Annotated in this window: 22 protein-coding genes; 13 read left to right on the top strand and 9 right to left on the bottom strand. The window is 53.9% G+C overall.

Going from position 1 to position 23,245, the window contains the following annotated elements:
- Positions 1-139 precede the first annotated feature (139 nt).
- The 8 genes from ACO0LO_RS20120 (at position 140) to ACO0LO_RS20085 (ending at position 7,509) form a co-directional block, all read left to right on the top strand.
- Positions 140-868 carry a YebC/PmpR family DNA-binding transcriptional regulator gene (locus ACO0LO_RS20120; RefSeq protein WP_422966725.1) on the top strand — a complete coding sequence of 243 codons (729 nt, stop codon included), beginning with the start codon at positions 140-142 and terminating at the stop codon, positions 866-868.
- An 86-nt stretch (positions 869-954) separates the two neighbouring features.
- Complete coding sequence (gene purD, locus ACO0LO_RS20115; RefSeq protein WP_422966723.1) at positions 955-2,226, top strand: phosphoribosylamine--glycine ligase; 1,272 nt, start codon at positions 955-957, stop codon at positions 2,224-2,226.
- 66 nt (positions 2,227-2,292) lie between these two features.
- Entirely contained in the window at positions 2,293-3,192 is a 900-nt protein-coding gene (gene hemF / locus ACO0LO_RS20110; RefSeq protein WP_422966722.1) for an oxygen-dependent coproporphyrinogen oxidase, read from the top strand.
- A 445-nt stretch (positions 3,193-3,637) separates the two neighbouring features.
- Positions 3,638-4,357 (top strand): ribosome silencing factor, encoded by a 720-nt coding sequence (gene rsfS / locus ACO0LO_RS20105; RefSeq protein ID WP_422966720.1) that lies wholly within the window; start codon positions 3,638-3,640, stop codon positions 4,355-4,357.
- 71 nt (positions 4,358-4,428) lie between these two features.
- A complete protein-coding gene (gene rlmH / locus ACO0LO_RS20100) occupies positions 4,429-4,899 on the top strand; it encodes a 23S rRNA (pseudouridine(1915)-N(3))-methyltransferase RlmH (RefSeq protein ID WP_422966718.1) in 471 nt (156 codons plus the stop codon).
- Between the two features lie 123 nt (positions 4,900-5,022).
- Complete coding sequence (locus ACO0LO_RS20095; RefSeq protein WP_422966716.1) at positions 5,023-5,643, top strand: Maf family protein; 621 nt, start codon at positions 5,023-5,025, stop codon at positions 5,641-5,643.
- A gap of 20 nt (positions 5,644-5,663) precedes the next feature.
- Positions 5,664-7,130, top strand: coding sequence for a ribonuclease G (gene rng / locus ACO0LO_RS20090; protein ID WP_422966714.1), 1,467 nt, complete (start codon positions 5,664-5,666; stop codon positions 7,128-7,130).
- A gap of 136 nt (positions 7,131-7,266) precedes the next feature.
- A complete protein-coding gene (locus ACO0LO_RS20085) occupies positions 7,267-7,509 on the top strand; it encodes a hypothetical protein (protein WP_422966713.1) in 243 nt (80 codons plus the stop codon).
- On the opposite strand, the gene ACO0LO_RS20080 is transcribed toward ACO0LO_RS20085, so the two are convergent.
- From ACO0LO_RS20080 to ACO0LO_RS20070, 3 genes are all read right to left on the bottom strand, one after another.
- Positions 7,506-7,838: a hypothetical protein gene (locus tag ACO0LO_RS20080; RefSeq protein ID WP_422966711.1), complete on the bottom strand. Its 333-nt coding sequence runs from the start codon at positions 7,836-7,838 to the stop codon at positions 7,506-7,508. The genes ACO0LO_RS20085 and ACO0LO_RS20080 overlap by 4 nt on opposite strands.
- Before the next feature lie 389 nt (positions 7,839-8,227).
- Positions 8,228-9,058 (bottom strand): universal stress protein, encoded by an 831-nt coding sequence (locus tag ACO0LO_RS20075; RefSeq protein WP_422966709.1) that lies wholly within the window; start codon positions 9,056-9,058, stop codon positions 8,228-8,230.
- A gap of 112 nt (positions 9,059-9,170) precedes the next feature.
- Positions 9,171-10,208 carry a zinc-dependent alcohol dehydrogenase family protein gene (locus tag ACO0LO_RS20070; RefSeq protein WP_422966707.1) on the bottom strand — a complete coding sequence of 346 codons (1,038 nt, stop codon included), beginning with the start codon at positions 10,206-10,208 and terminating at the stop codon, positions 9,171-9,173.
- 323 nt (positions 10,209-10,531) lie between these two features.
- On the opposite strand from ACO0LO_RS20070, the gene ACO0LO_RS20065 reads away from it, so the two are divergent.
- Positions 10,532-11,185: a BON domain-containing protein gene (locus ACO0LO_RS20065; RefSeq protein WP_422966705.1), complete on the top strand. Its 654-nt coding sequence runs from the start codon at positions 10,532-10,534 to the stop codon at positions 11,183-11,185.
- 322 nt (positions 11,186-11,507) lie between these two features.
- On the opposite strand, the gene ACO0LO_RS20060 is transcribed toward ACO0LO_RS20065, so the two are convergent.
- Positions 11,508-12,659, bottom strand: a complete 1,152-nt coding sequence (locus ACO0LO_RS20060) for an ATP-binding protein (protein ID WP_422966703.1) — start codon at positions 12,657-12,659, stop codon at positions 11,508-11,510.
- Between the two features lie 130 nt (positions 12,660-12,789).
- A complete protein-coding gene (locus tag ACO0LO_RS20055) occupies positions 12,790-13,257 on the bottom strand; it encodes a response regulator (protein WP_422966701.1) in 468 nt (155 codons plus the stop codon).
- A gap of 793 nt (positions 13,258-14,050) precedes the next feature.
- Here ACO0LO_RS20055 and ACO0LO_RS20050 point away from each other — a divergent pair.
- From ACO0LO_RS20050 to ACO0LO_RS20040, 3 genes are all read left to right on the top strand, one after another.
- Entirely contained in the window at positions 14,051-14,314 is a 264-nt protein-coding gene (locus ACO0LO_RS20050; RefSeq protein WP_422966699.1) for a hypothetical protein, read from the top strand.
- Positions 14,315-14,952: 638 nt separating this feature from the next.
- Positions 14,953-15,756 (top strand): alpha/beta fold hydrolase, encoded by an 804-nt coding sequence (locus ACO0LO_RS20045; protein WP_422967040.1) that lies wholly within the window; start codon positions 14,953-14,955, stop codon positions 15,754-15,756.
- Positions 15,757-15,758: 2 nt separating this feature from the next.
- Entirely contained in the window at positions 15,759-17,387 is a 1,629-nt protein-coding gene (locus ACO0LO_RS20040) for an ATP-binding protein (protein ID WP_422966697.1), read from the top strand.
- Positions 17,388-17,639: 252 nt separating this feature from the next.
- On the opposite strand, the gene ACO0LO_RS20035 is transcribed toward ACO0LO_RS20040, so the two are convergent.
- From ACO0LO_RS20035 to ACO0LO_RS20025, 3 genes are all read right to left on the bottom strand, one after another.
- Positions 17,640-18,419, bottom strand: coding sequence for an EAL domain-containing protein (locus ACO0LO_RS20035; protein ID WP_422966695.1), 780 nt, complete (start codon positions 18,417-18,419; stop codon positions 17,640-17,642).
- A 122-nt stretch (positions 18,420-18,541) separates the two neighbouring features.
- The gene (locus tag ACO0LO_RS20030; RefSeq protein ID WP_422966694.1) at positions 18,542-19,759 is read right to left on the bottom strand and encodes a DUF2252 family protein; all 1,218 of its coding nucleotides are present in this window, start codon (positions 19,757-19,759) and stop codon (positions 18,542-18,544) included.
- A gap of 723 nt (positions 19,760-20,482) precedes the next feature.
- Positions 20,483-21,148, bottom strand: a complete 666-nt coding sequence (locus ACO0LO_RS20025; RefSeq protein ID WP_422966692.1) for a peroxiredoxin-like family protein — start codon at positions 21,146-21,148, stop codon at positions 20,483-20,485.
- Between the two features lie 144 nt (positions 21,149-21,292).
- Here ACO0LO_RS20025 and ACO0LO_RS20020 point away from each other — a divergent pair, with 144 nt between their 5' ends.
- Positions 21,293-22,216, top strand: coding sequence for a LysR family transcriptional regulator (locus ACO0LO_RS20020; RefSeq protein WP_422966690.1), 924 nt, complete (start codon positions 21,293-21,295; stop codon positions 22,214-22,216).
- Between the two features lie 25 nt (positions 22,217-22,241).
- Here ACO0LO_RS20020 and ACO0LO_RS20015 read toward each other — a convergent pair whose 3' ends face one another.
- Entirely contained in the window at positions 22,242-23,231 is a 990-nt protein-coding gene (locus ACO0LO_RS20015) for a zinc-dependent alcohol dehydrogenase family protein (RefSeq protein ID WP_422966688.1), read from the bottom strand.
- Positions 23,232-23,245: the final 14 nt, after the last annotated feature.

The following is a 23,245-nucleotide window of genomic DNA, read 5'->3' as shown; positions in this document are numbered from 1 at the left end:
CTTTAAAGCGCCTTTAAGGAATTTGGATAAAGTCAATATGTTAAAATAGCGGTCTTCACTACAATTTCAAAGCGGGTAAAACGCGTCGAGGGCAGTCCCTGTTCCCTGGCTGACCGTGCCGCTGCAAGGAAAGACGATCATGGCAGGACATAGCAAATGGGCCAACATCAAGCATAAAAAAGCAGCGACCGATGCCAAACGCGGCAAGATCTGGACGCGGCTGATCAAGGAAATTACCGTGGCGGCCCGCATGGGCGGCGACGATGTCGACTCCAATCCGCGCCTGCGGCTGGCAGTCGATAAGGCCGCAGACGCCAATATGCCGAAGGACAACGTCACCCGCGCCATACAGCGCGGTAGCGGCACGCTGGAAGGCGCCAACTATGAAGAAATCCGCTACGAGGGCTATGGCATAGGCGGTGCGGCGATTGTGGTGGATTGCATGACGGACAACCGTGTGCGCACGGTAGCGGAAGTACGCCATGCGTTCAGCAAGTTCGGCGGCAATATGGGTACTGAAGGTTCAGTTGCCTTTTTATTCACACATTGCGGCCAAATGTTTTTTGCACCAGGCACCAATGAAGATGCGTTGATGGAAGCCGCGCTGGAAGCCGGCGCCGATGATGTGATTACCGACGATGAAGGCGGCATTGAAGTATTGTGCCCACCGCACGACCTGTCTTCCATCAAGAACACGCTGGAGAAAGCCGGTTTCAAACCAGAAGTGGCCGAAGTGACAATGAAACCATCGACCGAAACTTTGTTCACCGGCGAAGATGCAGTAAAAATGCAAAAATTGCTCGATGCGCTGGAAAACCTGGACGACGTACAGGAAGTATTTACCAACGCGATCATCGAAACGGAATAAGCAGGCCGGGCAGCCCTCTCTACCGTAAAAGTGGAGACAAGGGCGCCGCTGAAGCACACTCAACGATCTACTAAGTCACAATATATATGAAAATTCTGGTAGTCGGCTCTGGCGGCCGTGAACATGCCCTGGCCTGGAAACTGGCGCAATCCGAGCGCGTGCAGATGGTCTATGTCGCGCCTGGCAATGGCGGCACGGCGGCGGATGCACGCCTGAAAAATGTCAACATCAGCGACCCGCTGGCGCTGGCGGAATTCGTCAAGCAGGAACATATAGGCCTGACCGTGGTCGGCCCCGAAACTCCGCTGGCAGCCGGTATCGTCAATATCTTCCGCGACCAGGGCCTGAAAATTTTCGGCCCGACCAAAGAAGCCGCCCAATTGGAAAGCTCCAAGGATTTTGCAAAATCCTTCATGCAGCGCCATGCGATACCGACTGCGGAATACCAGACCTTTTCAGACGTCAAAGCGGCGCATGACTATATCGCGCAAAAAGGCGCACCCATCGTCATCAAGGCGGACGGCCTGGCTGCCGGCAAGGGCGTGGTCGTTGCCATGTCGCTGGAAGAGGCGCATGCCGCCGTGGACATGATGCTGTCCGATAACAAACTGGGCGATGCGGGCGCCCGCGTCGTCATTGAAGAATTCCTGGCCGGCGAAGAAGCCAGCTTCATCGTCATGGTGGACGGCAAGAACATCCTGCCGCTGGCAACCAGCCAGGACCACAAGCGCCTGCTGGACAATGACCAGGGACCAAACACCGGCGGCATGGGCGCCTATTCCCCTGCCCCTATCGTGACGCCGCAGCTGCATGCGCGCGTGATGCGCGAGATCATCGACCCTACCGTGCAGGGCATGGCAAAGGACGGCATCGTGTTTACCGGCTTCCTGTATGCGGGCTTGATGATAGATGACCATGGCAATCCGAAGACGCTGGAATTCAATTGCCGCATGGGCGACCCTGAAACCCAGCCCATCATGGCCAGGCTGAAAACCGACTTGGTGACGGTAATGGAACACGCGGTCAACGGCACGCTGGACACGATAGAGCTGGAGTGGGATCGCCGCACTGCGATGGGCATCGTCATGGCTGCGGCCGGATATCCGGATGCGCCGCGCAAGGGCGACCTCATCAGCGGTATCCCTGCTGAAACCGTGGATTGCGTGACCTTCCATGCGAGCACCGCAGTGGACGGCCAGCTGAAAGTTACCGGCGGCCGCGTGCTGTGCGTCGTAGGCCTGGGCGACACCGTCAAGGTTGCGCAGAAACATGCTTACGAAACGATAGAAAAAATACATTTCGACGGCGCGCAGTACCGCCGCGACATCGGCTGGCGCGCACTGAACAAAAAACACTGAATAATAAATACTAAGTGATAAACACTGAATAAGAGCACTGAAGCCAGCAACAAGACGAACCAGATAATGACCGATTCCGTTACCGTAAAAAATTACTTCACCGGCCTGCAAGCCCGCATCATTGCTGCGATGGAAGAAGTGGATGGCAAGCCCTTCATCACCGATAGCTGGGACAGGCCCGATGGCGGCGGCGGTATTTCGCGGGTACTGGAAGAAGGCAATGTATTTGAGCGTGGCGGCGTGAATTTCTCGCATGTGATGGGCGACAGGCTGCCGCCGTCCGCAGCCGCCAACCGCCCCGAGCTGGCTGGCCGCAAGTGGGAGGCAATGGGGGTATCGCTGGTGCTGCATCCGCGCAACCCCTACGCGCCTACGGTACACATGAATGTGCGCTTCTTTACTACCAGCGCAGAGGGCCAGGCGCCGGTGTGGTGGTTTGGCGGCGGCATGGACCTGACGCCGTATTACGGTTTTGAGGAAGATGCCAAGCATTTCCACCAGAGCTGCAAAGATGCGTTGGTTCCATTCGGCAGCGGCCTGCATCCGCGCTTCAAGAAATGGTGCGACGACTACTTTTATCTGAAGCACCGCAAGGAAGCGCGCGGCGTAGGCGGCATCTTTTTTGACGACTTCAACGAACTCGATTTTGCCTCCAGCTTTGCGATGGTGCAAAGTGTAGGCGATGCTTTCGTACCGGCTTACCGGCACATCCTTGAAAAGCGCAAGGACCTGGCCTACGGCGAACGTGAACGTGATTTCCAGGCTTACCGCCGTGGCCGCTATGTCGAATTCAATCTCGTCTTTGACCGCGGCACACTGTTCGGCCTGCAATCCGGCGGCAGGACAGAATCGATACTGATGTCGATGCCGCCTGTCGTAAAATGGCGTTATGACTGGAAACCTGAAGCCGGCAGTGCCGAAGCCAGGCTGGCGACGGATTTCCTGCCGCATAAGGATTGGGTGTAAACCCGCCGGCAGCGTCCATCCACCGGCGACGGCAGATGATGGACTGCGATTATTGCTAAGATAGCAAACAGGAAACTTTTTATGCGGCTGGCTGCCTGCCAGCCCGATTCATTATTTTAAGCGGCGCAACCCTTGCACATATTGCATAGGGCGCCGACGGCGGCTTTTAATCAGCCTGCCACATTATGCGCGGCGTCCCATCCGGGGTTCAGGCTGGATACGACACGATCGCCGCACACCGTCGCACAAAAAGAATTTGTCCGCCGGGCTGGAACACCTGAGCAGATCCGCGCGCCGAATGTGGCCCAATTGCCTGCGTCCAACATGAGCGTAGGCATTTATGCCACATAAATCCGCGCGGAGCTAAAACAAGGTGGCCCGACCACATGCCGGCTCCATCAAGGTGCTAGACTACATTCAACAACAACATATATATTACAAACTAATGGATATCAAAAAACTGCAAACACTGGTGATTGACGCTCTGGAAGACGTCAAGGCACAGGAAATCAAGGTCTACGACACTGCCCACCTGACCAGCCTGTTCGACCGCATTGCGATCGCCTCCGGCACCTCCAACCGCCAGACCAAGGCCCTGGCCGCATCCGTGCGCGACAAGGTCAAGGAAAACGGCGGCCACATCATCAGCGTCGAAGGCGAAACCACCGGTGAATGGGTACTGGTCGATCTGGGCGACATGATCGTCCACATCATGCAGCCGGCGATCCGTGCCTACTACCGCCTGGAAGAAATCTGGGGCGACAAGGAAATCAAGCTCGGCGCCGCCAAGCGGATTTCCAAGCGCACAGCTTCCGAGCCGGAAGAAGAAGAAAAACCGAAGCGTGCGCGCAAGGTTGGCGAGGTAGAAGTCACGCACACGATGCAGGCCACGCAGACCACGCTGGACGACGAGCCGAAGAAAACCCGCAAACCGCGCGCAACCACGGCCAAGGCTGTGGCCGACGCTGTTGCCAAGCCGGCCCGGAAACCTGCCGTCAGGAAAACGGCAGCTGCGACCGAAGGTGCACCCGCACCAAGGAAAACCACGGCCAAAGCGCCTGCCGGTGCCCGCGTCAAGGTTGCTGCCACCAAAACAGCGACTGCTTCTGCAAAACAGGCCGCCACCAAGCGCGCCACCACGACCAAGCGCAAAACGGCCGAGTAAGCCGCCATCAAGATTCCTTCTCCTCCCGCATCGGGCCGGGAGAAGGCTACAAATCGATTTCATACATTATTATGCAGCTCATCATCGCAGCAGTCGGCCACAAGATGCCTGCATGGATAGAATCCGGTTTTACCGAATACAGCAAGCGCATGCCCGCTGAATGCCGCGTCCTGCTCAAGGAAATCAAGCCGGTAGAACGATCCGGCAGCAAGACCGCAGAAACCGTCATGGCACTGGAGCGCACCAGGATAGAGGCAGCCATTCCCAAAAATTCACGCATTGTTGCGCTGGACGAACGCGGCAAGGACCTGACCTCGGTTGCCCTGTCGCAGCATCTGCTCCAGTGGCAGCAGGATGGACGCGACGTCAGCTTCATCATCGGCGGCGCCGACGGACTGGATGCACAGTTCAAGGCAAACGCCGACATGCTGATCCGCATTTCCAGCCTGACGCTGCCGCATGGCATGGTGCGCGTGCTGCTGGCGGAACAATTGTACCGTGCCTGGTCGATCACGCAAAACCATCCATACCACCGCGTGTGATGCCTGTTGCGCGCATGTTCCAGTGCACGCCCGGATCTCTGCCGCAATGCAAAAATCCATTGCATCTATTGCCGCGCCAAGAGCGAAGCACTACACTAGTCCCGCATACCAACGGAACCTGCCATGGCCATCAACGATAATAAAATCTACCTCGCATCCAAGAGTCCGCGCCGCCGGGAGCTGCTGCGCCAGATCGGCGTCGAATTTGAACTGCTGCTGCTGCGCGATTCGCCCAACCGCGGCCCGGACGTTTCCGAAGAGGTGCTACCGGACGAATCGCCGGATACCTATGTAGCCCGCGTCACTCAGGAAAAAGCCGGCGTGGCATGGCAGATCATGACGATGCGCAAATTGCCGCTGCGCCCCGTGCTGGCAGCCGATACGACGGTAGTGATCAACAATAAAATCCTCGGTAAACCACAGGATCAGGCCGAAGCGCTGAGCATGCTGCGGCAATTGTCCGGCGCCACCCACACTGTACTGACCAGCATCGCCGTACACCACATGGACGGCAATCTGCATGCGATGCAACGCTCCGAAGTGACGTTTGCCAACCTGACCGATGCCCAGATGCAAGCCTACTGCCTGTCGCAAGAACCCTATGACAAGGCCGGCGGGTACGGCATACAGGGCAGCGCGGCGCGCTTTATTTCTCACATCAGCGGTAGTTATTCTGGCATTATGGGATTACCATTATTTGAGACTAGCCAGCTGTTACGAAAGGCCGGCATCTTCATCCCCTAATTACCTAGCCATCCGAGCGTATGAGCGAAAACCTCCTCATTAATATCACCCCGCAAGAAACCCGTGTCGCCCTGATTTTCCAGGGAGCAGTGCAAGAACTCCACATAGAAAGAACCCTGTCCCGCGGCCTGGTAGGCAATGTCTACCTGGGCAAGGTCGTACGCGTGCTGCCCGGCATGCAGTCGGCGTTTATCGACATCGGCCTGGAGCGCGCCGCCTTCCTGCACGTAGCCGACATCTGGGATTCGCGTTCGCATGACGGCAGCCCTACCGCGCCGCCCACGCCAATCGAAAAATTGCTGTACGACGGACAGGCAATTACCGTCCAGGTCGTCAAGGACCCCATCGGCACCAAGGGCGCCCGGCTGTCCACGCAAATTTCCATCGCCGGCCGCATGCTGGTGTATCTGCCGCAGGATTCGCACATCGGCATTTCGCAGCGCATAGAAAACGAAGCAGAGCGCGAAGCCTTGCGCGCAAAAGTGCAGAGCCTGCAGCAGCCTGACGAAAAAGGCGGATTCATCGTGCGCACGATGGCAGAAGACGCCTCCGACGAGGATCTGAAAACCGATGTCGAATACCTGCGCAGGACCTGGGCCAACATCACGCAGCTGGCCAAGACCAAGCCGGTCACCACGCTGCTGTACCAGGACCTGAACCTGGCGCAAAGGGTGCTGCGCGACTTCGTCAACGAAGAGACCGACAGCATCCAGGTCGATTCGCGCGAAAATCACCTGATGCTGCATGAGTTTGCCAGCACCTATACGCCTTCTGTCTTGCCCAAACTGCAGCATTACACCGGCGAACGTCCTCTGTTTGACCTGTACGCCGTGGAAGAAGAAATCGAACGTGCTCTGGGCCGCAGGGTGGACTTGAAATCCGGTGGCTACCTGATCGTCGAGCAGACCGAGGCCATGACCACGATTGACGTCAATACCGGCAGCTTCGTCGCCGGCCGCAATTTCGACGACACCATCTTCAAGACCAACCTGGAAGCGGCGCACGCTATCGCGCGCCAACTGCGGCTGCGCAACCTGGGCGGCATCATCATCCTCGATATCATCGATATGGAGAATGTGGAACACCAGGCTGCGGTATTGGCAGAGCTGAACAAGGCGCTGTCGCGCGACCGCACCAAGCTGTCGGTGTCAGGTTTTTCCGCGCTGGGCCTGGTGGAAGTGACGCGCAAGCGCACGCGTGAATCGCTGGCCCATGTGCTGTGCGAACCCTGCCCTGCCTGCAGCGGCAAGGGCCAGGTAAAAACTGCCCGCACAATCTGCTACGAGATACTGCGCGAACTCTTGCGCGAAGCCAAACAGTTCAACCCGAGAGAATTCCGCATCATGGCGTCACAAGTGGTCGTCGACATGTTCCTGGAAGAAGAATCGCAGCATCTCGCCATGCTGGGAGACTTTATCGGCAAGCCTATTTCCCTGCAGGTGGAAAGCGTGTTTCCGCAGGAGCAGTACGATATTATTCTGATGTAGAAAAATTTTCTTTTAAAATCAATAGGTTGAAATTTTTTTAAAAAAATAATTAATTACACGGCTAGCTACACACCAAATTACCCGTTAAATTCTATTGAATCTGCTTTCTTGCTTCCTGCATGGCGCGATACAGTTCTTGCCCCTCGCGGCGGCGTCCGCCGATGCCGCAGAAGATACTGACACCTTCCTGCAGCCCTATCATGTTGTGGATCATTTCGGTGAGAACACCGTCTTTCCCACGCCAGTTCCGCCAGACAGGCCTGCCTTGCCGCCGCGTTCGAGCGGCATGAGCACGTCGATCGTCTTGCTGCCGGTTTCAAATATTTCGGATTTGGTGGACCGCTTCGCCAAAGGCGGCGGCCGGTGGACAGAGCGCTAATGAACATCAGACAGCGCAGCGCCACGGTCGATTGCATTCCCGAATACATCAAACATCCGCGACAAGATTCCGGGCCCACCGGCGTTTGCAACCCGCCCGCCGATATCCATCACCTCCAGGCCATGGGCAAGCTCCTGCGTTGAGGTCAGTGCGATGCCGCGCACGCAATGCGCGTCCCGCTGTTCCAGGACTTCGATGACGATCTGCTGCTCAGGTCCCGTGTGCAACATTGAATAAATCGGAGGCAGGCTGTTTTCGAAGCGTATCTCCACCACGCTACCGCGGACGGAGGGTACGGTGTCGACATTGATGGGGCTAGAATTAGGCATGACGTTCAAGAAAATATATTGGCCCAGCATAACGAATTCGATGTTACCGGGAAGGGTTGCGGCATTGTCCCGACAGGGAAGGCTGCGACACCTTGGTCACCTCTGATATCGTTGGCAACGCCAACGATCAGTTTTTTTTGATTTTTTAGAAGCATAATCTCTCTCAAAAAAACTCATTTTCTATACGGGGTGACGCGTCGGAGGAAAATAAGTGTGCAGCATCTCCAAGCATTCCGGATGTTATATCACCCTGCGGGTATTCAATTTGATCTGCATCAAGCCTGACAGGACTGCTTGCATTCGCCAGACCGGTCTATGCTTCCTGCCTCAACAGTCACGCTACCGGAGATACCTCACCTACACCCGCCCTACCGAAATAACCGAAGTCTTCAATGCGATATCAGAGAACAGCAATCGGCACAAAGCAAAAGATCACGCGTTACTCCACCTAGGATCCATTCGCGCAAGCGACTATGCCCATACGCACCCGCGACGACGATATCGGCCTTTTGATCCTGGGCGATTGCCATCAACTGGGTAGTATCGTCATCTATCGAAAGCGATGCCAAAGGCTCTGCCTTGACATTATGTTGCCTGAGCCAGGCCACCACATCGTCGAGTTCCACGCAGGTCGCGGCCATGCCGCTTTCCTTGGTAATTCCGACCACGACAACATGTGCTGCTTCTTTTAGCATCGGCAGCGCATCGGCGATTGCACGCCGCGTTTCACGCGTGTCCTTCCATCCGACGAGGGCTTTTTCCAGTTTCAATTTGCCGGCACCGCCCGGCACAATTAAAACAGGCCGCCCTGCCTGCATAACCAAGTCACCTGTGTTTACCTCCCGCGACTTGTTCAATAATAAGCCGGATTCGGCACGCGTAATGACAAGGTCTGCACATCGAGCCTCATTCGCTATATGGTGCGATATAGGCGTCAGCGTGATCGTGGACCTCCATTCAAGCGCAACAGCACGCGTCTTCAGGGCGCTCCTGAATTCGGATTCGCTTTCCTTCAACTCCTTGACGATTTCATCCCGGTCTTGCTCAATCAACTCACCGCAAACGAAGCCGTCACCATAAGTCAACTGCATGGGCTGGCATGCAGCAATGCCGATAACCCTGGCCTGAAAGCGTGCTGCAAGTTCGCCGGCAATCGCCAGAACCGCGCTATTTGCGTGCCCAGGTTCCAACACAACCATTAATGTTGCATAAGTCATCATTTATCTCCGGAAGAGAATTCTCCAGCCTTATGCTGGCATTGTAAAAAAGGCGCCTGCACAACTTCGCTCCGAGTAGGCAATTCCGTTGCGATCGGGCCTGATTCGGGTAGCTCTAAGCTTCTATAATTACCTTGAGTGCCTTGGTATTGGCAGCGTGGGAAAAAGTTTCATATGCATCCACGATCTTGTCCAAGTTAAAGCGGTGAGTGATCAATAGCTTAGGATCAAGTTGGTGAGATTGCACAGTATTCAACAGCATGGTTGTACTGACGGTATCAACCAGCCTCGTTGTTATCGTGATGTTTCGGTCCCATAGGTTTTCAAGATGCAAATCAACCTTGGTTCCATGCACGCCTACGTTAGCGATCGTGCCGCCTGGTGCAATTATTTTTTCGCACAACTCGAAAGTCGAAGGAACACCGACCGCCTCTATTGCAGTGTCCACGCCGCGGCCTCCGGTCAGCTTCATGACTTTCTCAACGGCGTTACCATCACTACTATTGACCGTTGCAGTAGCGCCGAAACGCTTTGCCACTTCCAGGCGATTGTCGTCCAGGTCAATCATGATGATTTCGGCTGGGGAATAGAATTGGGCCGTTAGTAAGGCAGCGAGCCCGATCGGCCCGGACCCGACGATAGCGACCGTGCTGCCCGGCTTTACACGCCCATTCAGCACGCCGCATTCAAATCCAGTTGGCAAAATATCGCTCAGCATGACGAGGGCTTCTTCATCGGCGCCATCCGGAATCGGGTAGAGGCTCGTGTCTGCATAAGGAATTCGCACAAATTCAGCTTGCGTACCATCTATTTTGTTACCGAGGATCCAACCTCCCGTTGTGCAATGGGAGTACATGAGCTGCCTGCAATACGTGCATTTTCCGCAAGCGCTAATGCAGGAAATCAATACCCTATCGCCCGGCTTGAATGCGGTGACCGCGGTCCCTACGGCGTCGATGATACCGACGCCTTCATGTCCCAGGATACGGCCTGGTTCGCAGCTTGGAACATCACCCTTCAAGATGTGAAGGTCGGTTCCACAAATAGTAGTTTTGGTAATTTTGACGATAGCGTCGGTCGGAACAGATAATTCCGGTTTCGGACGGTCTTCCAACGCCTTCTTGGCTGGCCCAAGATAAACAAGAGCTTTCATTATTGAATTCCGGTGATTGAGATTCGGAGATGAGTAGCCGGGAGCGGCATTGTCGGACTAGCCGTGATCAGTCGGTACTCCTGCATTTAAAGGAGTCGCCGAATGGGAAGGGATGTCACCGACAATGGTCGTGAAGGCTATGTCGGTCTGTGCGCTAGAACACACAGCAGAGAAGATTCGCGCTTGATAACAAATTCATCAAATATATAGTTACTCTAGAATCAAAAGTCACCAATATGCAAGCGCCGCTAAGCGCGCTACCGCACAGACCATCATGCACATCCCGCGCAGCGTTGGGCACTTCAAACATACAGGAAGATGACATGAAAACCGATTCAGACATACAAAAAGACGTGATTGCGGAGTTGAACTGGGAGCCCTCCATCAGTGCGGAACAGATTGGAGTCACGGTGAAGGACGGCATAGTAACGCTGACTGGCCATGTCAGAAGTTTCGCTGAAAAATGGGAGTCCGAGCAAGCCGCTATGCGCGTTTCTGGCGTCCGGGCACTAGCCGTGGAAATAGACGTGACCCTGCCAGGATCCAGCCAGCGCCATGATGGAGACATAGCACGCTCAGTCGAAAATGTTCTTGAATGGGCCAGCTATCTGCCGAAAGACAGTGTCAGCGTGATGGTCGAAAATGGTTGGATAACGTTGACCGGCGAAGTGGAATGGGGATATCAACGACAAGCCGCCGTCGCGGCAGTCCGTTATCTGATGGGCGTGACAGGCGTCAGCGATAACATCACGATCAGACCTTCAATTTCCATCAGCGCAGTCAAAGCCGACATTGAAGCGGCACTGAAGCGTGGCGCTAAGGCAGACGCAGAAAAAATATCTGTTGCTGTACATGGGTCCGACGTGACCTTGACCGGCACAGTTCGCAGCTGGCAAGAACGCCATCTGGCGCGAACATCTGCGTGGAGCACCCCCGGTGTCCGCAATGTCGTCGACAACATCAACGTCATTTTTTGATATCCATGGGGGCATTAGCCAGTTTCATCTGCCCTTATAGGACTTCGACCGTACAAACTATTTGAAAAACATATCATGAAAAAGGGAGATTACTTCCCTTTATATTCGCCAGCATGACAAAGCGAAAGCAAGAATTTGAATCTTAAGCAACGCCGGCTTCGACATGAAAAAATTCTTTCGTTGGTAATGAATTTCGCGCCGAAACACACTCCATAGGCTTCTTTACCGCTGAAAATAATATCAAGATATGGGAATTCCTATCGCATCATACTGAGCACCGCATCTACCAATACATTGATGAGGGAATCACTTGCAAACGCCATTATGACGGTGCGATGCGAGGAAGGCGAACTGTAAATGTGGTCCCATCGATAGGAAGGGAGCGAACATCAATCGTGCCGCCATGAGCTTTCACTACTTCTCGCGCAATGTAGAGCCCCAACCCCAAGCTATTTTCTTTTTCCGTGTGTGCGACATCAGGTTCAACGAACCTCACTAACGGTTCGAAGATGGTCTGAATCTGTACTTTTTGTATGACGGGCCCTTGATTATTGACTGTAAAAACAATCTCATCATTTTCAGAACGTGCTTCCACTGCAATCGCTTGGTCAACCGCACCATGCTGTACCGCATTGCCAAGCAAGTTAGATATAACTTGTGAAATTCGGTCTATATCCCACACCCCATCGAGTTTGCCAGCAACATTGAATTTTATCTCTCGCTCTTGATGCGCAGTGCGTATCTCATCAATGGCGATTTGCGCTATTTCTGCGAAGTCGGTCGGCTTCGGTGCAATAGGCAGGCTGGAGCCGAGGTGCTTGCGCGTGTAGTCGATCAAATCGTCTACTAGTCTACTCATTCGGCGACCGCTGTTATAAATACGCAGAGCAATTTTCCGGTAACGGGTATCCATATCATCGGAAAGCATCATCAAATTTGCACCGCTGATAGTTGCACCAAGCGGATTACGCAGGTCGTGGCCCAGGATTGCCAGAAACAGATTTCGGGATTGGTTAAAAAGACTTGAATAGCGAGCAATTGACTCAGCTAACGCCTGGTCGATGGCTTCATTAAAACGTGCAATATCGTCGAAGTCGGTTTGCAGCCCTGTTTTTGATTTCACCGCCCACATGCGCAGTACACTGGAACGCAATACACGATATTCTGAAGCAAGTTGCTCAATCGTGTATCCCGACATGAGTCGCGCTATCGCGTGCGTTTCCGCGGCTGTATCAGCTATTTGGCGCTGGCCATTGCCCTCAGATTTACTGATTTCTTCGTCCAACGTTTGCGGACGGTCCAAATCATCTGCAATAGCATTTAGCATATGAGATGCATGATTTCTTAACGCCTTGGAGTCCATGGTCAAGGCGGGAGGTTCTATCGTTCTTGCAAACTTTTCCCAAGCTTGAAGAATAAGCTCCATGTGTGTGCGAATGAATTCGGACAAGCGCATATCAGATTGAATAGACATAAAGTCCTGAAGTTACGCCCTCTTTTGCGTTAAATAAACAATGAGAGCTACAAAAAAAAATAGCCAAATGACTAAAGCTTATCCCTGATAAACGAATTTTTAACAGCGAAACTCTAAGGGCTTAGACGTATCAATCTTTACCGGCGGTAGCACGTAAAGCAAGATTCAAAATTGCAAGCAATTTCTCTAACTCAACTGGCTTACGGATTAGATCAAAAACGAATGCGGGCTTGGCAGGTGGAGGCTTACCGCTAAGAAGTACCATAGGAATATGAGAAGTTTGGGGTGCGTTTTGTACACGAATACTTAGCGCAACCCCGTCAAGACGGGGCATATCTACGTCTGATAGGATCACATCCGGCTTATTGGATTGCAACATGTCCCAAGCATGCTCCCCGTCGTACGCAGCTAATACCTCAAATCCGCTTGCCGACAGCAGTTCGCAGAGAAGCTCTCTAAAGTCTGAATTATCATCGGCAATAAGGACAGTTGGCATGCTTAAGAGATAGCTGGATATGGATTTTTGAAATAGTTTGTCATAACAGCTGCCTCTAATATGTGCGCTTACACACAGTTCAGCCCCTAAATTGCCCCACAATTAGTTATCGAAAAGAAAATCTTAAAAAAAGAAAAATTCGGTGCTACCTAGGCAAATAATGACCTTGATAGTCGATGAAGATCCCTCTTAGCAGAAAACTGATCGATGCTGTTCGCTATGCTTTCGAAATCCCAGCGGCTCTAACAGGGCTGGGGCCGCGCAAACAAAAATACGAGGAAAGGATCCAACCAGAAATTAAGCCCTTGTGTCTAAAATCGGAGGAGCTCCGTACGTTTGCGTACCGAGGGAAGCTAGCATGCAATCAATAATCAGTTATTAAGCAATATCTCGGCCGAATGACATGACCTACGCTTTAAAATATACGCAGCGTACGACATTGGCGATACTTACTCTAACGATACATGGGCACGCCGAGGCGGATATTACTACCGAAGAGGACAGAACGATTCTTCTTCCAGGATCGATTCGGTTCGTGAACAGATTGTGGCTTGGTGATTCAGTCCTGGACGTTATGGTCAGAATTTCGCCGACTAGTATCAACGTGTTCCGAACTTTCATCCCGGATTTTGCTACTCTCCGGCGTCATCTAAAAGATGATCAATTTGGCAGCGAAGGGTTATTTTGATCGAAGTTCAGAATCGTCCTCATGCCAAAAGCAGCGATATTAATTAAATGGGCTTGCTCGCTATTGCGTGGGAGCTTTGTGTTAGCGAACAGATCCTAGCGGTATTTGTTCAGCTGAAAAGCGTAGTTACGTCATTTAGGGCTCTATTCGAGGCCCATCCTCATCGACAGAAGCACCGCTCAACAACGTTATTTAGGAGCTACTGTCATGAGCACTTTTGCCCTACAGTTTACCGAGCGTACCAATGCGGCTTTGCGCGCTCTCAGTTTTGATACCGCCGAAATCATTGACCTGACTACGCTTGAACACCCGCGCGTTACCTTTTCCGGGAGCGCCATGCTCACCCGCCCATACAACGATGGGCACAAGAGGCTGGCGATAACCGTCTTGGACGGCCTAAGCGTAAGCGTTTTCCTTATGCCATCTACTTGGTCAGACGACGACGTGCAAACGGTCGCTCCCTGGGATTAGGTTTCAAGCAGTTCCACTTCAATAGCAAAGATAAGAACTTATGTTTACCCATCCAATATTCGGCTTGCCGAGATGCCGAACTACATTTTAAGATTTACAAGCAGGACCATTAGCAGCCTGACCGGTCTAGACCGGTCCAACAATAAATTAGTTGATGTAACGACTGCAGAAGATCGTGAAATCCGGCTTGAAGGACTAGCGAGATTCGACGCCAATGCCTCCGACATCGACAGCCCCATAGAGATTGCCGTGCGAACTGGGACTTCGGTGCGGTATTTTTACATAGCGATGCCATACGCTTTCCCTCCAGCCGAGGATTGAACTGCGGATGAGTTCGCGAACGAAGTTTGCCTTGCATTCAATCGGTAATCACATCCTTCGCATTATCCTGGCCAAATGGCATGCCTACGCTTTAAAAATGCACACGCCGGCTGAGGGACTACGCCGCCGGTGGCCGGCTCTCGAGGTGAGGAGTGGGACAATTGGCTCCGGCTTGCCCGTAGTGTCGACCAATCGCTCCACGAGCGAGCTGGCACATTAGTCCTGAACTGTGCAACAAACGAATCATGATATTTATCACTGAGTTGTACGATATCGAAACCCCTATATTTGGTCTCTAATAAATTCGAGAAGAGATGATGGACATTCAAAAGAGAAATAATGTGCGCGTGAGCGGCAACGGCGATGTGACGATGGTATTTGCTCATGGTTTTGGCTGTGACCAGAATATGTGGCGCCTTTTGGTCCCGGACTTCGAAAAACGCTTTCGCGTCGTAACATTTGATTTGGTGGGTAGCGGCGGGTTCGATCTCTCCGCGTATGACAAAACAAAATACGGCAGCTTGCATGGGTACGCGACCGACTTGCTGGAAATAATAGACCAGCACGCCAGTGGACCAGTGATTTTCGTCGGCCATTCCGTCAGTGCGATGATTGGACTGCTGGCAACCATCGAAGCGCCCGACCGCTTCCTGGCTCAGCTCATGATCGGTCCATCGCCTTGCTATGTGAACGATGGCGACTATATCGGCGGCTTTGAGCGCGAAGATGTCGATGATCTTTTGTCCACCGTCGAAAGTAACTTCCTCGGATGGTCTAGCGCAATGGCGCCGGCGATTATGGGCTCCCCAGAGCAGCCGGAACTGGCCGTGGAACTGACCAACAGTTTTTGCCGGACCGATCCGGACATCGCTAAGCACTTTGCGCGCGTCACATTTCTTTCAGACCATAGGGACGATCTGCCCAAGTCGCACGTGCCAGCTTTAATCGTACAGTGTAGCGATAACCTGATCGCTCCGCTTGCAGTTGGAGAGTACATGCACCGATTTCTTCCTCGTAGCACGCTCTCAGTGATTGACAACGTTGGCCATTGCCCGCACCTAAGTTCGCCAAGTGCCAGCACGGCTGCAATGGAAGGCTTTCTGGCATCGCTGGAGCGCTAGCAGTGGATCTCAATGGCCCTCGTCTGAACTATGACCGACTGTACGACAAAGCGGCGTGCGGTCTGATTGTGACTGACGAGAACGGGAAAATATACCGTTGCAATGAAACGTTTTGCGGCTGGGTTGGCCTGCCTGCGAGTGAACTTGTCGGTAAGCGCAGGATCCAGGACCTGTTCACGATGGGCGGCAAGGTTTTTCATCAAACTCATTTGATGCCGCTGTTACAGATGCAAGGGTCGGTGGCCGAAGTACAGATTGATATCCGGCATGCGGACCGCTCTGTAATTCCAACCCTCATAAATATCTTCCGTCGCAAGGAAGGCGACACCGTCTTCGACGAACTGGCCATTTTTATCGCCACCGATCGGCGTGCCTACGAGAGAGAACTTCTGCTAGCGCGCCGCAATGCCGAGGCATCGCTGTTGGCGTTGGCGGAAGCACAAAAGGAACTCCAAGATAACCGTGATGAACTCCGCCTGGCTAACGCTGAACTGGCGCGCGCCGATCGCAGAAAGGACGAATTCCTCGCGACCCTCGCGCACGAACTACGCAATCCCCTTGCTCCGATGCGTACAGTACTAGAGATCCTTAAGCTTACGGCGATCAATGATCCCCAACTGATCAAGGCGCGCGAAGTGTTGGAACGCCAGATGCAGCAGATAGCCCACTTGGTTGACGACCTAATGGATGTCTCGCGCATTACCCAGGGGCGAATCGAACTGCGGCGCGAAAGAATCGATATCGCGGAGGTGATGCTCAGGGCGAGGGAAGCGTCTCAGGCGTTGATCGACGCTAGCGCCCACCGGCTAAACGTCACATGGCCGAAACAGCTGCTGCCGGTGGACGCCGATCCCACGCGTCTTACCCAAATACTGACCAACTTGCTCAACAATGCCGCTAAATACACGCCGGATGGTGGATCTATCTGGTTTGAGGCAACCCGGGAAGATGGATACGTTGTTGTATATGTACGCGACTCCGGCATTGGTATCTCGGCTGATCATCTAGGTCATGTGTTTAATATGTTCTCGCAGCTGGAACCCGCGCTGTCGCGTTCCCAAGGCGGGTTGGGCATCGGGCTGGCACTGGTAAAGGGTTTGGTCGCACTTCATGGGGGCACGATCGATGTTTCCAGTGCAGGAGTGGGTCAAGGAAGCGAGTTCGTTCTGCGCCTGCCATTGGCGACGCAAGCGGCCGGCAACTTTGGCCAGCCAAGTCAAGGCGCTGGACCCGGGACGGGCGTACTGGCCCCAACGGAGGTCATGCGGCGCGTACTCGTGATCGACGATAATCGCGACGGCGCCGATATGCTGGAAATGGCCCTCACTATGCTTGGCTTCTCCGTTGCTCAGCACTATGACGGCCCGTCAGCATTGTTGGCGGGCCCTGTCTTTTTGCCGGACGTGGTGATTCTCGATATTGGATTACCGGGCATGGACGGCTATACGGTCGCACGCGAAATCCGTTCTCAGCCTTGGGGTGAAAAAATCTTGCTGATCGCCGCGACGGGCTGGGGTCAGCAACGCGACAAAGAAGCAGCAACCGCGGCTGGCTTCGATGTGCACATGGTTAAGCCTCTCGATTTTACCGAGCTAGAGAAAGTCATTAACAAAGGCCGCGCCCAGCATTGAGGCAACGGCAGCCGGCTACAGATGGACGGGGTGCCGGCGACTCAGTCGGCCAAGGATACAAACGTCGCTGGTCCTTTAGTAAGAATTTTTAGGGGTGATGACCACCTGGAACGCCCTGGACGTCAATTTGTTTGCGGCGACGAACAATTCAAAATTGTATGCCGCCTCTGGCGTAACGCATGCTGTGATATAGCTTCCATAAAAGCGCAACTTCGAGACGGCTGAGCACGGCGAGTTTGGCTTACCGAGTTATCACCACGATTCCGGATCAATCACTCCGATAGCCATTAAAGCAGGCCTGCAAAACAAATATCCCTGCATGAGATCGATGCCCATATCCCGTAGACAGTCACGCTCGGCGGTTGTCTCTATTCCCTCAGCCAAAACCCTGATTTTAAGTTCGCCGCAAATGGACGCGACGCCTTTTACGATAGCGCGCTTCGCGGCACTGCGTTCAATGCCTCGAACCAGTTCCATATCGATTTTAATGATGTCCGGTTGATATTCCGACAGCAAAGTTAGTCCTGCGTAACCCGCTCCGAAATCATCGATGGCAGTTTGAAAGCCAAATTTCCGATATTCATGAAAGATGTTGACGAGATGTGCCCGGTCTCGAACCTCTTCCCCCTCAGTGACCTCAAAAATAATGCGCGGTATCGGAAAATGGTACTCGCGGGCGGCAGCAAAAGTGGCCTGGATGCACGCCTCGGGACGATACACAGCGTTTGGAAGGAAGTTGATAGATAAGTATTCCATGATGCCTAGCTGCGCGGCACCTTTGATGGCTCCGACGCGACAGGCCTGGTCAAATTGGTATCGATTCTCGTCATTCACCTGCGACAAGACTGAAAAAGCGGATTCGCCGTTGGGGCCGCGCACTAGTGCTTCGTGACCGAAAATAGATCGCGTCGAAAGCTCGATGATGGGTTGATAGGCAAAGGTGAATTCAAAGCTCAATGACTCGGAAAGTTGGCACTGGACGCAGCCTGGCGCTTTCTCATGGTGAACTGATATATCGGTCAATAACGCCATGGTTGGGCTAGCCTCTCATAAGAGTTGACCAAGTGGTCGAGTTAGTTATACCACGTCGCCTAGGCCGCTGCCTCAGAGATTTCGCCGATAGTTCCTTGCTTGTTTTTTATTCCGTCGGCCTGCTATGCAATAATTTTCATCTCGACGTAGCGGCGGCAGTGCTCCAAGTAGCCTGCCTCATGTAGCGCGGCCAACTCCACTGTGGACTTCCAAAGCCAGTTCGGCGCACCCTTGCTGGACAGATTTCGATTGAGCTCCCTGAACCAGGAAAGTGCAGTCGCATGGTCCATCTGCCTTGAATGAGCCTTGCCCACAACGGCGCCGAAGTATCGCGCAACTTTCAGTGCTTCTGGCTGTGTCAGTTCATCGATATCGAGCTTCATGTCTTCAGGCCGCAATTCCCTGACAAAGACGGACTTGCCCAACACCCTGCTGGCCAGCATACGGTTCCCTAAGTGGGGGGAAAGCTGGCGGGCGCCCTCCACAACGCGCTCCGCATTGATGGTCGGCATTCCACTATCGGTATAGCGGGGCGCCTTGGCGGCTACCGCCTCCTTCACATCCATCAGACAGATTTCCTGCTTCCTGGTTTCGGGCACATCGACGTCCAGCAGCACCGCATACCTTAATAGCCCCAGAGAGCTGCAGCCTTTGACCCAGTAGGCAGCATCCAGCAAGGCTACTTTGTCGTCGCTCTTGCGGCAGCGAATTTTATTGACGAGATTGATTGCGTTGTCTTTGGTAAAAATGGACTGGATCGCTTTATGCTCCTTGACGAGGATGGGCCAAAACCTTTTCCCCATCGGTATGTTGGGATTGGTGTCTTCTATCCTCTCGCGAGCAAGCTGCTTCCAGGTGCGGCGGCGCGCCACTTTCATGGAAGCGCGGACGACGCTCGGCACCTCTACGTCGGTCTCGTCGCCCGGAACGAACTGCGATGCATAACCGTCCATCAATACCTGCAGCATTGTCGCCGTCATGATTCCCGGCAGATTTGACCCGCGCGCGGCAAATGCGAGGGACAGGGCAAGCCTGATCAGGTCATGTGCTGGATTGCCGATGACGGTCTGATCAAAATCTCGTATCTGGAAATCGACCTTGCCGTCAATATCGGCCACCGGTCCCAAATTGCCAATGTGACAGTCGCCGCAAATCCATATCGCCGGTCCTTCAGGGATTTTCCCCGAGGCTGTGTCCAGCCATTCGTAAAATTTGGATGTGCTTCCGCGCACGTAGGCGTGGGCCGACGTTGCCATTTTCAAATTGCGCCTTTCCACTAGCGTTGGGCTGCGTGTTGCGGCTTGAGGTAACTGCTGGATTAATTTCTGTTTCTTTTTCATTGCTCTATGTTCGGGGTACGTAATTTAGGTGAGAAAGCACAGGCAAAGGAGGCTATATAAAACATGTCAAAGTTGGCGCTGTACGTTTGCTAGTGATTTCTTAGGCCGCTTTGGCCGCTTTTCCCTAACTTGAATGGTGAGGATTGCCGATTTGGCGTAGCCGCAGCGACCCAGGTATAACAATTAGGCTTATTTTGGTTTAGCAGGCCCGTGCTGCCATGAGCACCACATGCCGCTCGGACAACGGATCGTCCTCCTTGACGACCGCCATCCACAGGCACATGGCGGCTTTCATCGTACAGCTTAGCTACTGACGTATTCTCGCCAATCGCGCAGAATGTCGAGTATGAGTGCGGTTGGATCTCTGTTCCGTTCGTTAGAGCACAAAACAGGAATTGGAGCGAACGTCTCCATGGAATGAGTACCTTGGCGCGCTGCCGCATTCCAGCGTTGCGTTTGTAAAATCAAATTTAACCAAGTGAAATGTATCTATCGCAACATTCGTATAGATGCCACGACCAGGGTTGGCTGATTATTTGGGCGCGGTGTAACGTGGCGTTCCACATGAATCCTCAGTACGGCACTCGCTGGAACGGCAACACTAGCCGGCGGATTCGTCATCCTTTAATCTTGCCGTTTAGATGTAGAGATTAAATTAAGAATTATCACTAACTTGAGCAGCAAATTGCGATGCACTCCTCTTGCCGCCGCCAGGCATCGCCGTCAAGTTCGACAGTCCCGGTGGCATGTCGAGATCTGTACACGACGTTGCCTCTTGGCAGGCGATATGGCTTTTAATGCTCCCAGCAACGACGCGGCACCGAAGCGCTTGCGGTAATCCAGTTCGACAGATGCCAATACGATGACGCCGTCGCGGTTGACCAAATACATGGCAGGAACCGGCACGAGCCAGCTATCGGCCATATCGCTGTTGTTAGGAGGCTGATAGCCCAGCTGCCGGTACAGTTGTCGCAGGCTGGAGGGTAGATTGAAAGTAAGACCATAAGTACGAGCCACCTCCATATCGACATCGTACAACTCGGTAATGGCCGCTGCACTGGTTGACCGCTGAAGCGCCTGTATGGAAGGACCAATGGTGACTGCACTGGCGCCCAGCGCCGCAAGTTCTTCCGCAACTGCCGAAAAATCGGCAAGGCTACGCGCGCCATAGGAGCACCATGCGCCCCGGAAGAAATTCAGCACGACCGGGCCGGCATCAAGCAAAGCTTCCAGCGTTATTTCCTTGCCTTCGGCATCGGCCAGTGCAAACAGTGGCGCCCGCATCCCCGCTTGCAGTGCCGTGGACGACACGCGAGAAGCGGCCGCCACCGCCAGTTCTATGTTGGAGTGCAAGCCTGTCACGCTGCTGGTATGGTGCGCTGTTGACATGGATATTCCTATTTTTTCTGTAGTATTCAATTTATAGGTGTGCCCTGCTCGCGGGTAGCTGCTAAAGTTGCATAAGATCTATTCCGCAATGGAATGAATTTTCAAGCTAAAATTCCCGCATCATGTAGCCACCGGAGCAGCCAAATGGATCGACTGAACGCTATCGAAATATTCATTCGCGCCGTGGATACGGGGTCTTTCTCCGCCACCGCCCGCCACTTCAACATCGGCCAGCCCGCGGTCTCCAAGGCCGTGGCACAGCTGGAAGAGTGGCTTGGCGTCAAACTGCTGCTCCGCACCACCCGCGCCCAGACGCCGACCGAAGCCGGGACCAATTTTTACCAGCACGCCAAACGCGCCATTGAGCAGACAGAGGAAGCAGTGATTGCTGCACGCGGTACTGCCCATGGTTTATCGGGCAAGCTGCGGGTGTCGGCAGCGGTATGCTTTGCCCGCTTGCATATAGTCCCCCGCTTGAGCGAGTTTCTCGACCAGCATCCCGACCTCGAACTCGAACTCGTATTAGACGACCGTAACGTCGATCTGGTGGAAGAAGGCATAGACATCGCATTGCGCATGGGAAACCTGTCTGACTCCAACATGACTGCTCGCAAAATCGCCCAGGCGCGCCGTCGCGTCATTGCCACGCCAGCCTACTTCAGCCGCTACGGCACGCCCAAGGCGCCTGCCGACCTGCTCGCCCATAAATCCCTCATCTACACCCGCGACGGCGGCGGAGAGAACTGGAGCTTCACCAAAGACAGCTCCGAGGTTTCTGTCCATATCCAGGGCCGCGTCAAGATTACCGCCACCGAAGGTTTGCGCGCTGCCGTATTTGCAGAACTGGGACTGGCGATCGTCTCGGAATGGGCGTTCACCCCTGAACTACGTTCCGGCCAGGTCATCTCGGTCATGGACGACTGGCATCTGCCTACCCTGGACCTGTCGGCGGTTTATCCAACGGGCCGCCTGGCCAGCACAAAGGCGCGGCAATTTACCGCCTTTGTGGAGCGATGCATGGAAAGCTATACCTTCACACCAGCCGACAGCATGCAAGCTGTCGGCTGAGCTTCATCGCGCCATCGTCACAAGGTCACAAGGTCACGACTACCTTACCAAATTGGCCATTGCTTTCCAGGTAACGGTGCACTTCACGGATTTCATCGAACTTGAAGCTGCGATCAATGACGGGCTTCAACTCACCACTCGCCAATCCCTTCAGCACATAATCCACCGCTGCCTGCCGGCGTTGTGGATCGCCGCTGGTGCCCCAGATATTATGTGCCTTTACCGAAATCATCCTGGCAATCATGTCCAGCACCGGCAATTCGGTCGGCTCTGAAGCCAGCGCGCCGTAAATATAGGCCGTACCCTGAAACGACAGCGCTGCAATCAGCTTGCCAAAATTTTTCCCTCCGACAGGATCGAACGCGATGCGCGCGCCATTACCTCCGGTAATACGCTGCACCTCTGCCACAAGCTCAGTTTCCTCTGTGGCGATGACATGAGTCGCACCGGCATCCAGCAACTGTTGTTTCTTCTCCGACGTGCGTGTCAGCGCGATAGGCGTTGCACCTTCCAGTTTCGCAATCTGGATAGCAGCCAGGCCGACACTGCTCGATGCGGCGGGGATCAGCACGAAATCACCCTTCCCTACCTTGGCGTCGACAACCAGTGCGGCGTATGCTGTAACGAACATCATCCAGATTGACGAGGCTTCGGCAAACGACAGCGACGGAGGATGCGGCACTACTGCGTGGTCGGGAACAAGGACTGTTTCGCCATAAGTTCCATACTGGTTCATCGAGAACGATGGAATGACATTGACCTTGTCGCCGACGGCGATGCCTGCCACTTCAGAACCGACCGCATCAACTATGCCAGCGGCCTCGTAACCTAGCCGGGCCGGGAACTGCACCGGTTCGATATAGTCGTCAACACGCCACATGGCTTCGGCGCGGTTGATGCCGATCGCCTTGACGCGAAGGCAGACCTCGTGGGCCGCGGGCGCCGTCACCGGCGTTTCCACAAATTCAAGGACTTCAGGGCCGCCGGCGGCGGAAAATTGTATAGTACGTGACATGGTTCTCTCCAGTG

The sequence above is a fragment of the Undibacterium sp. TJN25 genome, assembly GCF_049339885.1.
Taxonomy (GTDB): domain Bacteria; phylum Pseudomonadota; class Gammaproteobacteria; order Burkholderiales; family Burkholderiaceae_D; genus Undibacterium.
Note: the sequence above shows the minus strand (reverse complement) of the source record. Positions and strands in the feature narration are given on the sequence as shown.

Coding starts and splice junctions, on each gene's coding strand:
- ACO0LO_RS20120 (WP_422966725.1), top strand. CDS start 140: ATGGCAGGACATAGCAAATGGGCCAACATCAAGCATAAAAAAGCAGCG.
- purD (WP_422966723.1), top strand. CDS start 955: ATGAAAATTCTGGTAGTCGGCTCTGGCGGCCGTGAACATGCCCTGGCC.
- hemF (WP_422966722.1), top strand. CDS start 2,293: ATGACCGATTCCGTTACCGTAAAAAATTACTTCACCGGCCTGCAAGCC.
- rsfS (WP_422966720.1), top strand. CDS start 3,638: ATGGATATCAAAAAACTGCAAACACTGGTGATTGACGCTCTGGAAGAC.
- rlmH (WP_422966718.1), top strand. CDS start 4,429: ATGCAGCTCATCATCGCAGCAGTCGGCCACAAGATGCCTGCATGGATA.
- ACO0LO_RS20095 (WP_422966716.1), top strand. CDS start 5,023: ATGGCCATCAACGATAATAAAATCTACCTCGCATCCAAGAGTCCGCGC.
- rng (WP_422966714.1), top strand. CDS start 5,664: ATGAGCGAAAACCTCCTCATTAATATCACCCCGCAAGAAACCCGTGTC.
- ACO0LO_RS20080 (WP_422966711.1), bottom strand. CDS start 7,838: ATGCCTAATTCTAGCCCCATCAATGTCGACACCGTACCCTCCGTCCGC.
- ACO0LO_RS20075 (WP_422966709.1), bottom strand. CDS start 9,058: ATGATGACTTATGCAACATTAATGGTTGTGTTGGAACCTGGGCACGCA.
- ACO0LO_RS20070 (WP_422966707.1), bottom strand. CDS start 10,208: ATGAAAGCTCTTGTTTATCTTGGGCCAGCCAAGAAGGCGTTGGAAGAC.
- ACO0LO_RS20065 (WP_422966705.1), top strand. CDS start 10,532: ATGAAAACCGATTCAGACATACAAAAAGACGTGATTGCGGAGTTGAAC.
- ACO0LO_RS20060 (WP_422966703.1), bottom strand. CDS start 12,659: ATGTCTATTCAATCTGATATGCGCTTGTCCGAATTCATTCGCACACAC.
- ACO0LO_RS20050 (WP_422966699.1), top strand. CDS start 14,051: ATGAGCACTTTTGCCCTACAGTTTACCGAGCGTACCAATGCGGCTTTG.
- ACO0LO_RS20045 (WP_422967040.1), top strand. CDS start 14,953: ATGGACATTCAAAAGAGAAATAATGTGCGCGTGAGCGGCAACGGCGAT.
- ACO0LO_RS20035 (WP_422966695.1), bottom strand. CDS start 18,419: ATGGCGTTATTGACCGATATATCAGTTCACCATGAGAAAGCGCCAGGC.
- ACO0LO_RS20030 (WP_422966694.1), bottom strand. CDS start 19,759: ATGAAAAAGAAACAGAAATTAATCCAGCAGTTACCTCAAGCCGCAACA.
- ACO0LO_RS20025 (WP_422966692.1), bottom strand. CDS start 21,148: ATGTCAACAGCGCACCATACCAGCAGCGTGACAGGCTTGCACTCCAAC.
- ACO0LO_RS20020 (WP_422966690.1), top strand. CDS start 21,293: ATGGATCGACTGAACGCTATCGAAATATTCATTCGCGCCGTGGATACG.
- ACO0LO_RS20015 (WP_422966688.1), bottom strand. CDS start 23,231: ATGTCACGTACTATACAATTTTCCGCCGCCGGCGGCCCTGAAGTCCTT.